The 12,589-nt window shown below is 70.2% G+C and carries 10 protein-coding genes; 6 read left to right on the top strand and 4 right to left on the bottom strand.

Annotated elements, in window-relative coordinates; genetic code table 11:
- The first annotated feature begins 321 nt into the window (after positions 1–321).
- From DID98_RS17955 to DID98_RS17940, 4 genes are read left to right on the top strand one after another with little or no spacing between them, the layout of a single operon-like run.
- Positions 322–1,344 carry a LysR family transcriptional regulator gene (locus DID98_RS17955; protein ID WP_124571134.1) on the top strand — a complete coding sequence of 341 codons (1,023 nt, stop codon included), beginning with the start codon at positions 322–324 and terminating at the stop codon, positions 1,342–1,344.
- A complete protein-coding gene (locus tag DID98_RS17950) occupies positions 1,341–2,792 on the top strand; it encodes an NAD(P)-binding domain-containing protein (RefSeq protein WP_124571133.1) in 1,452 nt (483 codons plus the stop codon). Before DID98_RS17955 ends, DID98_RS17950 begins: the two co-directional genes overlap by 4 nt.
- Positions 2,793–2,838: 46 nt before the next feature.
- Positions 2,839–3,369, top strand: coding sequence for a CMD domain-containing protein (locus DID98_RS17945; RefSeq protein ID WP_124487690.1), 531 nt, complete (start codon positions 2,839–2,841; stop codon positions 3,367–3,369).
- A complete protein-coding gene (locus DID98_RS17940) occupies positions 3,366–3,959 on the top strand; it encodes a peroxidase-related enzyme (protein ID WP_124571132.1) in 594 nt (197 codons plus the stop codon). The genes DID98_RS17945 and DID98_RS17940 overlap by 4 nt, the downstream gene beginning before the upstream one ends.
- Positions 3,960–4,013: 54 nt before the next feature.
- Here the strand turns inward: DID98_RS17940 and DID98_RS17935 are convergent, their stop codons facing one another.
- Positions 4,014–4,445: an Lrp/AsnC family transcriptional regulator gene (locus DID98_RS17935; RefSeq protein WP_044845386.1), complete on the bottom strand. Its 432-nt coding sequence runs from the start codon at positions 4,443–4,445 to the stop codon at positions 4,014–4,016.
- A 296-nt stretch (positions 4,446–4,741) separates the two neighbouring features.
- Between DID98_RS17935 and DID98_RS17930 the strand changes: the two genes are divergently transcribed.
- Both DID98_RS17930 and ctlX read left to right on the top strand, forming a co-directional pair.
- Positions 4,742–5,821 (top strand): ornithine cyclodeaminase, encoded by a 1,080-nt coding sequence (locus DID98_RS17930; RefSeq protein WP_044845387.1) that lies wholly within the window; start codon positions 4,742–4,744, stop codon positions 5,819–5,821.
- Between the two features lie 58 nt (positions 5,822–5,879).
- Complete coding sequence (ctlX, locus tag DID98_RS17925) at positions 5,880–6,857, top strand: citrulline utilization hydrolase CtlX (RefSeq protein ID WP_124571131.1); 978 nt, start codon at positions 5,880–5,882, stop codon at positions 6,855–6,857.
- 221 nt (positions 6,858–7,078) lie between these two features.
- On the opposite strand, the gene DID98_RS17920 is transcribed toward ctlX, so the two are convergent.
- Genes DID98_RS17920 through DID98_RS17910 form a run of 3 tightly spaced genes read right to left on the bottom strand, consistent with a single transcriptional unit; the run spans position 7,079 to position 12,287 of the window.
- Positions 7,079–9,853 carry an Hsp70 family protein gene (locus tag DID98_RS17920; RefSeq protein WP_124571130.1) on the bottom strand — a complete coding sequence of 925 codons (2,775 nt, stop codon included), beginning with the start codon at positions 9,851–9,853 and terminating at the stop codon, positions 7,079–7,081.
- 5 nt (positions 9,854–9,858) lie between these two features.
- Positions 9,859–11,700 carry an Hsp70 family protein gene (locus DID98_RS17915; protein ID WP_124571129.1) on the bottom strand — a complete coding sequence of 614 codons (1,842 nt, stop codon included), beginning with the start codon at positions 11,698–11,700 and terminating at the stop codon, positions 9,859–9,861.
- Positions 11,697–12,287, bottom strand: coding sequence for a DUF2760 domain-containing protein (locus DID98_RS17910; protein WP_124521975.1), 591 nt, complete (start codon positions 12,285–12,287; stop codon positions 11,697–11,699). Before DID98_RS17910 ends, DID98_RS17915 begins: the two co-directional genes overlap by 4 nt.
- Positions 12,288–12,589: the final 302 nt, after the last annotated feature.

Below are 12,589 nucleotides of genomic sequence, written 5' to 3'. Positions count from 1 at the left end.
AGGGCATGTAACCATCCAGTTCAGGGCGTTCCAACGAAGTTTTGCGCATATCGATATCGTACGCGGCGCGAAGCGCAACATCACTGCCACGGTCTCCTGCACGGCGCGTCCCGCGCGACGCATCGGCATGCGCTGCAGCGCATTGATTCGATTGACGTTTGCCGTCGTGCAGCGCTGCCGGCCGACGCGCGTGCATGCACGGCTCGTCGTCCCGGCGCGCGTGCCCTTCGCATGTTTGGCACTGTCGATAGCAAAAATCATTATATGAATCGTGCATGCTCGCACTCCTACAATGCGCAAATCGCATCATCGGAACGCGTCATGGAGTTGCATCAACTCGAAGCCTTTTCCGCGGTCATGTCGGCCGGCAGCGTGACCGGCGCGGGCGAACTGCTCGGCCGCTCGCAGCCGGCCGTCACGCGGCAGATCCAGGAGCTCGAAGCCGATCTCGGCTATGCGCTGTTCGACCGGCACGGCCCGCGCGTCACGCCGACGCGCCGTGCATTCCTGCTCTACGAGGAAGTCGAACGCTCGCTCGTCGGCCTGCGCGCGATCGAAGCGCGGGCGCGCGCACTCGGCGAAGAAACCGCCGAACCCGTGCGCATCGCGGCCACGCCTTCACTCGCGGCCACGCTCGTGCCGGCCGCGCTCGCCGCACTGCCCGACGGCGCGCACGCGCCGCACTACCAGTTGCGCAGCGAGTCGGCCGAACACGTCGTGCACGAAGTGCTCACCGGCACGGCCGATATCGGCGTCGTCACGCTGCCGATGGCGCATGCGGGGCTCGACGTGCACTGGATCGCGCAAACGCCCTGCGTCGCCGTGCTGCCGGCCGACGATCCGCTCGCGGGCAAGCCGCGCATCGCGCTGCGCGATCTCGCGGGCCGCCGCATCGTGACGGTCGCGAACCGGCACCGGCTGCGCCAGCGGATCGATGCGGCATTCGCGGCCGCAGGCGTCGACGCGCACGTGTTCGTCGAAACCAATGCATCGCTGAACGCGGTGATGGCCGCGCGCGCGGGCGTCGGGATCGGCATCGTCGACCCGGCGACCGGCGTGGCACTGCCGGTGGACGGCGTCGTCGCACGACCGCTCGATGTCGACATCCCGTTCGCGTTCGGTGTCGCGACGCCCGCCGGCAAGACGCGCACGGCCGCCGTCGAGGCGCTGCTCGACGCGCTGCAGAACACGACGCGCGCGCTGCTCGACGACGTGACCTTTCACGATGCATCCGTGCACGACGCGCTGCTGCGAGGCGACCGGTTGCGCATCGATCGCCCGCCTCGCGTGACACGCGCCACACGAACCACACGCACACGCGGTACCCGCCCGGAGGCCGCATGACGGCGACGCCCGACACACCCGACGCACCCGACACGCTCGACGCACTCGAAGCCCGCCTCGCCCAGGACCTGCGCTGGCTCGACCTGCCCGCGCCGTCGTGGGTGCCGCCGCGCGACGTCGACGGCACGCGCGTGCTCGACGTCGCGATCGTCGGCGGCGGAATGGCGGGGCTCGCGGCCTCCGCCGAACTGCGCCTGCTCGGCATCGACAACCAGTGCGTGATCGACCGCGCACCGGCCGGCTACGAAGGCCCGTGGATCACGTTCGCGCGGATGGAGACGCTGCGCTCGCCGAAGCAGCTCACCGGCCCCGCGCTCGGCCTGCCCGCGCTGACGTTCCGCGCGTGGTTCGAAGCACGATACGGCCGCGACGCGTGGGATGCGCTCTACAAGATTCCGCGCACGCAATGGATGGAATACCTGCGCTGGTATCGCCGCGTGCTCGACCTGCCGGTGCGCAACGACACCGCGCTCGTGGCACTGCGTCCGCGCGACGACGGCCTGCTCGCGCTCGACCTGCGCGCGAACGGCCAGGCGCAGACCGTGCTCGCGCGACACGTCGTGCTGGCGACCGGCCGCGACGGGCTCGGCGGCCCGTACGTGCCGCCCGTCGCGCAACGCGCGCCGCGCTCGCGTTGGGCCCATTCGTCCGAGCCGATCGATTTCGCTTCGCTCGCCGGCAAGCGCGTCGGCGTGGTCGGCGCGGGTGCGTCCGCGTTCGACAATGCGGGCACCGCGCTCGAAGCGGGCGCCGCGCGCGTCGACCTGTTCTTCCGTCGCGCGGACATTCCGCGCATCAACAAGCTGACGGGCATCGGCAGCCCGGGCCTCGTGCACGGTTATGCCGATCTCGACGATGCGACGAAGTGGCGCTTCATGCACTACGCGCTGACGTCGCAGACACCGCCGCCGCGCGACAGCGTGCTGCGCGTGTCGCGGCATGCTCACGCACACTTCCATGCAGCCAGCCCGATCGAAACGCTGGTCGAACACGCGGACGGCCTCGACGTCGTCACGCCGCGCGGCCGCTACACGGTCGACTTCCTGATCTTCGCGACGGGCTTTCATTCCGACTGGACGACACGCGCGGAATTCGCGTCGTTCGGGCCGCATGTGCGGCGCTGGAAGGATCGCTATCAACCGGAACCGGACACATGGCTCGACGAGCTCGCCGAGTCGCCCGACCTCGGCCCCGCGTTCGCGTTCCAGGAACGCGAGCGCGGCGCCTGCCCGGCCGTCACGCGCATCCATTGCTTCAACCATGCGGCGAGCCTGAGCCACGGCAAGCTGTCGGGCGACATCCCCGCGATCAGCGCGGGCGCCGGGCGGCTCGCACGCGGCATCGCGAGCCGGCTGTTCGACGCCGATCGCGACCGCCACTACGACGCGCTCGTCGCGTTCGCGACCGCGGAGCTGCAGGGCGACGAATGGCGCGACGCCGACGCATGAGCGCCGCCGCGATCCACGCTACTCACGACGACTGAAATCCATCACGATGACCGAACCCATCCCGCCGGCCGCCGCGCCGGATACGATCGACGCCGTCGCCGGCCTGCGCGAAGGCGATGCCGTGGCCACGCTGCGTCGCGCACGCGACAAGGTGCTGCTCCATACGCGGCTCAGCGAAGCCGCGCTGTTCGACACCGCTCTGCCCGATCTTTCGTTGATCGAACGATTGCATGCGGCGCGGTACGTCGCGCAGCGCTCGAATGCGCACGCACTGGCCGCAACCTATCGCGCACGGCTGATCGACGCAGGCGGCACGCCCGACGACATCGCCCGCGCGGATGCCGATGCATTCGACGCGCTGCCTCGACGCCTCGGCGCGCTCCTCGTGCATGCGCGGCGCCTGACGCGCTCGCCCGCCGACGCACGCCCGTCCGATCTCGACGCACTGAAGTCGGCCGGGTTCACGACACCCGCGATCGTCGCGCTGTCGCAGCTCGTCGCCTTCGTCTCGTATCAGCTGCGTGTCGCGGCAGCGGCGCAAGCGTTGCAGGCGCGTGCCGCCCGGGAGGCCGCATGACGATGGCCACGCACGGTTTCACGTCCGCCACGCTCGGCTGGCGTGCATGGCTCGACACGGTGCCGCTCGAGCGCGCCACGGCCGACCAGCTCGCGGTGCTCGAAGCGAGCCATCCGCAAGCGAAAACGTCTGACTACTACCTGCTGCTCGTCCACCTGCCCGACATCCTGCGGCAGCGTTCCGGCGTGTTCAACGCGATCATGTATGGTCCGGGCGGACTGTCGCGCGCGGAACGCGAGCTGGCAAGCACGGCCGTGTCGCGCGTGAACGGCTGCGTGTATTGCGCATCGGTGCACGCACAACGCTTCGCGCAGCTCGCGAAACGCACCGATGCGATCGACCAGGTGTTCGACGATCCGTCGACAGCCGGCACGACCGCGCGCGAACGCGCGATCATCCGCTATGCGGTCGCGCTGACCGAACGGCCCGACACGGTGGACGAACGCGACATCGCCGCGCTCGAAGCCGAAGGGCTCACCCACGAAGAAATTCTCGACCTGTCGCACGCCGTCGCGATCTTCGCGTGGGCGAACCGGCTGATGCTGACGCTGGGCGAACCGGTGTTTCCCGAATTGGCAGCGGGCGACTGACACGCCGCCGCGCCGGCGCAGGCGAGCACGCCGGCCGACGCGCGCCGCCGCGCGTCACGCCTTGTGCGTCGACAACAGAATGCTCGTCTCCGTATTCGCGATCCCGTCGATCAACCGGATCGCGCCGAGCACGCGATCGAAATGCTCGAGCGAATCGGCGTGCAGCTCGGCGACCAGATCCCAGCGCCCGTTGGTACTGTGGATCGACGCGACGTTCGGATGCCCGCGCAGCACCTTCACCACTTCCGCGCCGCGATTGCCCTGCACCGCGATCGACATCAGCGCGCGGATCCGGTGCCGCTCGGCGGCCGGCTTGAGCCGCACCGTATAGCCGACGATCACGCCGTTCTTCTCCAGCCGCGTCAGCCGGTTCTGCACGGTCGCGCGCGCGACGCGCAACGCCTTCGCAAGGGCGACGACGGGCATCCGCGCGTTGTCGCGCAGCAGCGCGATGAGTTGCCGGTCGACGTCGTCGAGCGTAATCATGAACGGACCTTCCTGTTGAACGTGACACGGCCGCCAGCGTGCCGGACGGCACGCATTTCGACCAGCATGATTTGAACAAACTGCCATATCCGGCCAGCAATCTGCCAAGTCTATCGAGAAATCTGCCATTTTTGCCGTCTTTTTGTTGGCTCGACTCACGGAAATAATGACTCCAACGACCGGCCGCATGGGCCGCGACGCCGCTTTTGACGGAGCCGGGGCCCGGGCCGACACGCCCGCCCCGGTCGACCAGAACGCCTGGACACGCGTCCGGGCAGCAAAATGGAGACAGACCGATGACCCGCTTCCTCGACGTACCCGCCACCGCCCGACTGATCGCCCAGACCGGCGTCACGCCGTTCCTGCGCGCGCTCGTCGACACGCTGCGCGCCGATTACCTGCACTGGGCCGACTTCGACAAGTCGCCGCGCGTCGCCTGCCACTCGCGCGACGGCGTGATCGAGCTGATGCCCGTCGCGAACGCGTCGCTGTTCGCGTTCAAGTACGTGAACGGCCACCCCGTCAACGCCGCGCGCGGGATGCACACCGTGATGGCGTTCGGCGCGCTCGCCGAAGTCGACACCGGCTACCCGCTGCTGCTCGCCGAACTCACGCTGACCACCGCGTTGCGCACCGCCGCGACGTCGGTGCTGGCCGCGCAAGCGCTCGCGCGCCCCGACGCGCGCACGATGGCGCTGATCGGCAACGGCGCGCAGAGCGAATTCCAGGCGATCGCATTCCATACGCTGCTCGGCATCGACGAGATCCGCGTGTTCGACGTCGATCCGCTCGCGACCGACAAGCTCGTGAAGAACCTCGCCGCTTACCCTGAATTGCGCGTCGTGCGCGCCGCGTCGACCGCCGACGCCGTGCGTGGCGCCGACATCGTGACGACCGTCACCGCCGACAAGGCGTATGCGACCATCGTCACGGCCGACATGATCGAGCCCGGCATGCACCTGAACGCGGTCGGCGGCGATTGCCCGGGCAAGACCGAGCTCGACGCGGGCGTGCTGCAGGCGGGCCGCGTGTTCGTCGAATTCGAGCCGCAGTCGCGCATCGAGGGCGAGATCCAGCAGATGCCGGCCGACTTCCCGGTGACGGAACTGTGGCGCGTGCTGCAGGGCGAGACGACCGGCCGCGAGCGCGCAGATGAAGTCACGGTGTTCGACTCGGTCGGCTTCGCGCTCGAGGACTACTCGGCGCTACGCTACCTGTATGCGCTCGCGCAGCAGCACAACGCGGGCGTCGAGATCGCGCTGATTCCGCCGGCCGTCGATCCGAAAAACCTGTTCGCGCTGATCGACGATCCGGCCGCGATCGCGCAGGGTCATGCGGCGTTCGTGACCGAAGCCGTCGCCGCGTTCGCACGCTGATCGTCATCCCGGGCGGCCGGCGCGCCGCCCGATTCTCCGCCTGTCTCTTCAAACGTTCATGAATCTCGTATCGATCCAGGCGCCGGCCGCCGTCGTGATGATCCGGCCGCACCGCTTCCTGCCGAATCCGCAGACCGCGGCCGACAACGCGTTCCAGCGCACGGCCGTCGGCGGCGCGCACGACACGCTGTCGGTGTCGGCCGCCGCGCGCGACGAAGTCACGGCCGCCGCGCGCACACTCGCCGATGCAGGCGTGCGCGTGCACGTGTTCGACGATCACGGCGAGCGCGACACGCCCGACTCCGTGTTCCCGAACAACTGGTTCTCGACCCATTCGGGCGGGCATATCGCGCTGTTTCCGATGCATAGCCCGAACCGCCGCCGCGAGCGGCGCGTGGACATCGTCGAGATGCTGAAAGCGGAATACCGCGTGCAGGACGTGATCGACTACTCGGGGCTCGAATACGACGACGTGTTCCTGGAAGGCACCGGCGCGATGGTGCTCGACCACGTCGCACGCATCGCGTACACCGCGCGTTCGCGCCGCGCCGATCCGGTCGCGCTTGAACGCTTCTGCACGCACTTCAACTTCGAGCCGATCTGCTTCGATACGGCCGATGCGAACGGCAACCCGATCTATCACACGAACGTGATGATGAGCGTCGCCACCGAGTTCGCGATGATCGGCCTTGACCTGATCGCCGATCGCCGGCGCCGCGACGAAATCGCGCAACGCCTGACCGAAACGGGCCGCACCGTGATCGCGCTCGATCATGCGCAGATCGCGAATTTCGCGGGCAATACGCTTGAGTTGTCGGGCAAGGACGGGCGCGTGCTCGCGCTGTCGCGGCGCGCGTTCGACTGCCTCACCGGCGGCCAGCGCGCGACGATCGAACGCTCCGCGCGGCTGCTGCCGCTCGACGTGCCGACGATCGAACTGGCAGGCGGCTCGGTGCGCTGCATGCTCGCGGGCATTCATCTCGCGCGGCGGGCCGCAGCACATGACGTGAAGGAAATGGAATCGGCGGCGCGGTAACGCGAACCGGTGCCGCACGCCTGAGCGGACATCCTGCGGCGGATAGCCCGAAAGCGCCGCCGGACGATGCTTCGGCCTGAGCGGACATCCTGCGCGAATAGCCCGATGGCGCCGCCGGACGATGCTTCGACCTGAGTGGACATCCTGCGCGAATAGCCCGATGCGTCGCCGGACGATGCTTCGATCTGCGAATCAGATCGAAGCATCGTCCCGCCCGTTCATCACCCCGCCAGCAGCTTCAACCCGGCCGGCAACGTTTCGCCGAACACACGTGCGGTGTCGGCTTCATCGAACGCAATCGCCTCGCGCACCATGTCGATCCACGCGGCCGACACATTCGCGGAAGACAGGCGCTTGATCACCGCCTCACGCGTTTCATCCGGCAAATCGCGTTCGCGGTCACCTGTCATCCGCGCGATTTGCGCGACCGCGAACGCCGCGGGTTCGACCTGCTTCCAGTCCAGCGCGAACAGCGCATCGAGCCAGCGGTTCGCGACGTCGGCCGGCACCACGCTGTGCGCGCTGCCGTAGAACGGCCGGCGCGCACCGATCCGCCCGAGCGCCCACGCGCACAGCGTGCGCTCGGCCGGCTTCTGCAATTGCACGATCAACCGCTCGGCCAGTTCCACCTTGCGCTCGACCGGCAGTCGTTCGAGCGACGCGGACAGGCGCGTCATGTCGGCCGGGCCGACCTTGGCCGGGTCGAACGGCAGCTTGCGGCGCTTGTCGTCGGACGGTTCGAGGAACGCGATCGCATCGCGCACCTGCGTCTGCGCGTCGTCGTCGAGGCCGCCGGACACGCGCCGCCACAACGTCCACCACTCGGACCACACCTGCGCGTCGTTCACGTACTGGATCCCGTCGTCGAACAGCGGCCACAGCTGCTCGATGCGCCACGCATCGAGCGGATGGCCGAAGCCCGGGCGCAGGCAATAGCCGGCGAGGTTCAGCCACGCGCGTTCGTGATCGGCCGAGCGCCGCCGGCGACGCGCGCGCGCAAGCAACGCGTCGAACAGCTCGCGCGCGAGCGCGACGTCCCACTCGTCGCGCGGGCCGAGCACCTGTTCAAGTTGCGCGCGCAACCGTCGCGTGTCCTTCGGCGTGACGTCCGCGGCCTTGCTGCCGAACGAGCGGTCGATCAGCTCGATCGCGTGATCGACGCGCGGATGGCGCGCGAACGCGGCATCGTCGCCTTGCGCGGGCGCATCGCCGCGCAACTGGAATTCGAGCCGCCAGCGGCGCGCTGCATCGTCGGTCGCGATGCAGTGCATTTCGAGCGTGCCGACCTCGGTCAGCGACGCGGTCAGTTTCACCGGCGTTTCGCGCACATCGCTACCGGCCTTCGCGTCGACGACCGTCGCGATCGGCGGCAGCCGCACGAAGTCGCCGCCGTCCAGCTCGACCAGATCGCCCGGCTGGTACGCGGTGTCGGCGACCGTCGACACGAGGTGGAAACGCACCGGCTGCCCGAGCTGCAGCGCGAACGTGCGTTCCTCGAGCCGGATCTCGCGGCCCTCCTCGGCACCGCGCGGCAGCAGGCAGACACCGCGCGCCGCCGTGGCGCCCTCGCCATCGTCGAGCACGAGGAAATAACTGCGCGCGGAACCGCCGCCGATGCGCGGCGCATGCCCCGCCCGCGCCAGGCCATAAGCCACCGCGCCGCGCGCGACCGCCACGTCCGGATGCGCGTTGTGCAGCACGTCGAGCGGCGCGCCGCGCCACGCGCCGAGCGTCTGCGCGAGACGGCCGGCCAGCGCACCCGCGCGGAACACGCCGCCGTTGAGCAGCAGCGTGTCGGGCAGCGGGCCTTCCGCATGACGATTCAGGAACGCGGCGACGTGGCGCGTGACGGCCGGGTCGCTCGCATACGGCAAGCCGAATTCGACGATCGCGGCCCGCGCGCGGCGCGGCAGCTCGCCGGCCTCGACCTGCGGAAAGAAGCCGTCGACGACGATCTGCTCGACTTCCTGACGCGTCAGCTCGGCCGAGCGTGCGCCGCCGACGAGCTTGCTGCCCGCGCCGAGCAGCGTCACGGTGACGGAGGCCGGCGCGTCGTCGCCGAGCAGCCGCTCCTTCGCCGCGCGGCAGCGCTCGACGAGCTGCGACAGGCTCGCGGCCGACAGCCGCGTGCCGGGCTCGGTCAGCCGCGTCTCGACCAGGCGCGCGAGCGCGAGGTCCATGTTGTCGCCGCCGAGCATCAGGTGATTGCCGACGCCGACGCGCGTGAAGGCCGGTTCGCCATCGTCTCCCGGCGCGACGTCGACCAGCGTGAGGTCGGTCGTGCCGCCGCCGACATCGCAGATCAGCACGCGGCGCGGTGCGGCGAAGGTGTCGCGCAACGTCGCGCGCTGGCCGTACAGCCAGTCGTAGAACGCGGCCTGCGGTTCTTCCAGCAAGCGCAGCGCCGGCAGTTTCGCGCGTTTGGCCGCCTCGACCGTCAACGCGCGGGCGCCGTCGTCGAACGACGCCGGCACCGTCAGAATGACGTCCTGCTTCGCGAGCGGCGCATCGGGAAAACGCGCATCCCACGCGGCCCGCACGTGCGCGAGATAGCTCGCGCTCGCGTCGACCGGCGACACCTTGTCGACGCCGTCGGCCGCGCCCCACGGCAGGATCGCCGCGAGCCGGTCGACCGATGCGTGCGACAGCCAGCTCTTCGCGCTGGTGACGAGCCGCCCCGGCACCTGCGCGCCGAGCGTGCGCGCATAGCGGCCGATCACGGCCGGCGGTGCACCGGCCGCATTCGCGTTGGCCTTCGGATCAGCCTTCGCACCCGCCTTCGAATCGGCCGCCCACGGCAGGCGCAGCGCGTCCGGCGGCAGCTCACCCGCCGCCGGGTGATAACGCACCGACGGCAGCAGCGGCTGCGCCGCCACCGCGCCGGGGCCGAACAGCTGCTCGACGTCGAACACGCGGATCGCGTCGGAGCCGGCCTCGACGTATGCGACGACCGTGTTGCTCGTGCCGAGGTCGATGCCGACCGTATAGCGCTTCATCGCGCTCAGGCGGCGCCGCGCACGTCGAACTCGACCTTCCAGCGCTCGTTCGTGCCGCTCGGGATCGCCTCGAGTTCGAGCGTGCCGGCTTCGGTCACGCGCGCATGCAGCTTCACCGGCACGACCTCGCCGACCGTGCGCCCTTCGGCGGGCAGCGTGGCCTGGATTTCCTCGAGTTCCTGCAGCTCTTCAGGCGACCAGTAGTCGAGCAGCGTGCCGACCTGGTCCTGGCGACGCACCGACGACCCGAAGAAGCGGAACTGCACCGGCTCGCCGACGACGAGGCCGAACTCCTGCGGCGGCAACGCCGCATCCGAGCCTTCCTCCATCCCGAACGGCGCGACGCAGAGCGCCTGCACCGGCGGCTCCAGCCCCGGCACCGCGGGCATCGCCGACTCGATCGCGACGTAGTACGCACGCGCCGTGCCGCCGCGAATGCGCACGCCGCGGCCGCGCTTCACGTAGCCGTAATAAGCCGCGCCGCGCGCGACCGCCAGATCGAGGTCCGCGCCTTCGAGCAGGCGCGCGGCCGGCGCGCCTTCGGCCACGAGCCAGCTATTGAGCGTATCGAGCACGCGCTGCGTGAGCAGCGGCGACTTGAACACGCCGCCGTTGAACAGCACCGCGGTCGGATGCAGGAACGTCGCACCTTGCGGCAGCGTGCGCTGCACGCCTTCGAGCGCGTCGAGCGCCGCGACCTGGCGGCCGAGGAACGCCGCGAGGTGGCGCGTGATGCCCGCGTCCTGCGCATACGGCAGGCCGAGCTGCGTCAGGCCGACGCGCGCGCGGCTCACCGGGCGCGCGGCCGCGTCGACTTGCGGGAAGAAACCTTCGAGAATCGTCTGCGTGAGTTCCGCGCGCGTCAGTTCCGTGCGGATCGAGCCGCCGATCAGCTTCGAGCCGCGGCTCGGCACGACGAGCGGCACCGCGTCGGTCGTCGGGTCGGACAGCAGCGTTTCCTTCGCCGAGCGGCACGCGTAGGTCAGCGCGCGCAATTGCCACGGATCGGCCTGCGTGCCCTGCTGCGCGAGCTTGCGCGCGACCACGTGCGCGAGCGCGAGGTCCATGTTGTCGCCGCCGAGGAGGATGTGCTCGCCGACCGCCACGCGATGCAGTTCGAGATTGCCGTCGCGCTCGACCACCGCGATCAGCGACAGGTCGGTGGTGCCGCCGCCGACGTCCACGCACAGGATCAGGTCGCCGACCTGCACCTGCTTGCGCCAGCCGCCTTCGCTCTTCTGGATCCAGCTGTAGAGCGCCGCCTGCGGCTCTTCCAGCAGCGTCATGCGCGAATAGCCGGCGGCACGCGCGGCTTCCGCCGTCAGCTCGCGCGCGGCCGGGTCGAACGACGCGGGGATCGTGACCGTCACGTCCTGGTCGGCGAACGGCGCGTCGGGATGCGCGTGGTCCCACGCTTCGCGCAGGTGCGTCAGGTAGCGGATCGAGCTTTCCAGCGGCGACACGCGCGCCACTTCCGGCGGCGCATCGCTCGGCAGGATCGCCGCGCGGCGATCGACGCCCGGGTGGCACAGCCAGCTCTTCGCGCTCGACACGAGGCGAATCGGCGTGCCAGCGCCACGCGTGCGCGCCATCTCGCCGACCGCGAACGCGCGCGAGGCCGTCCACGGCAGCGTCAGGTCGCCCTGCGTCAGCTCGCTTTCATGCGGAAGATAGAGGAACGACGGCAGCAGGTCGCGCGACTCCAGCGCGCCGGGCGCGGTCAGCTGCGCGATCGGCAGCACCTGCTGCGTGATCGTTTCGCCGTCGCTCGCGGCGCTGTCGACGTACGACAGCGCGCAGTGGGTCGTACCGAGGTCGATACCGATCGAATAGCGCGGATCGTTCACAGTTCCACCTCCGCCGGTGCGACCACCGAGGCGTCGTGGCTGCCGGTCAGCTTCGGCAGGCGCACGTCGGCCACGCGCCAGCCGCGGTGGCTGACCGTGCCCGTGAACGGCGCGGCGCCGACCACGTTGCCCGTCACGCGCACGGCCGTCGCGTCGAAGCCGGCCGGCAGCGTCACGCGGCTGCCTTCGGCTTCGTCGCGCACCGGCACGATCGTGAAATGTTCGCGCAGCGCGGCGCGGCAGCCGTCGTGCACGAGGCGTGCGGCGGCGCCGATGTCGGCGTCCGCGTAGCCCGCGATGTCTTCCTCGACGAAGTCGATGAAGCGCGCATCGCGCTGCAGCAGGCCGAGCAGTTGCAGCGCGGCTTGCGGGCTCGCTTCGCGCAGCTCGGGGGCCGGCGCCTTCACGGGCGCGGGTGCCGGGGCCGCCGCGGGGGCCGGCGCAACCGGCGCCGGCGCGACCGGTGCCGGGGCGCCGTCGCGCACGCGCAGCACGCCGGCCGCGAACTCGCGGTTGCCGATCACGGAGAAGAACGTGCCGACGGCCAGCGATAGCCGGCCGAAGAAGGACAGGTTGGATTCGGGCATGGGGTCTGGACTCCTGTGGGCTCGCGACACGGCGAGCAGCTTGCCTGGGCGCCCGGCGGCGGCGTGCGAATGCGCACTGCCGCCGCCCGGCGCGTGATTCGGACGCGCCCTCGCGGGTGCGGAAAACCCGTATTTTGCCCTGTGGCGGGCGAACCGGGCAGAAGTTGGGGGACAGAACACAACGGCGCGCGGGTTTTGGGCGGCGCCGGATTGCATCGGACTGCCGGCTATCGGGGGTCGGCCGGGTGTCGGCCGCGATGTTGCGGCGCGTCAGCGCGGCTTGCGGCGGCGTACCGCCTTCA

The organism is Burkholderia sp. Bp8984, assembly GCF_003853755.1.
Classification (GTDB): Bacteria; Pseudomonadota; Gammaproteobacteria; order Burkholderiales; family Burkholderiaceae; genus Burkholderia.
The sequence above is the reverse complement of the archived record's forward strand: the minus strand, read 5'-3'. Positions and strand labels throughout refer to the sequence as shown.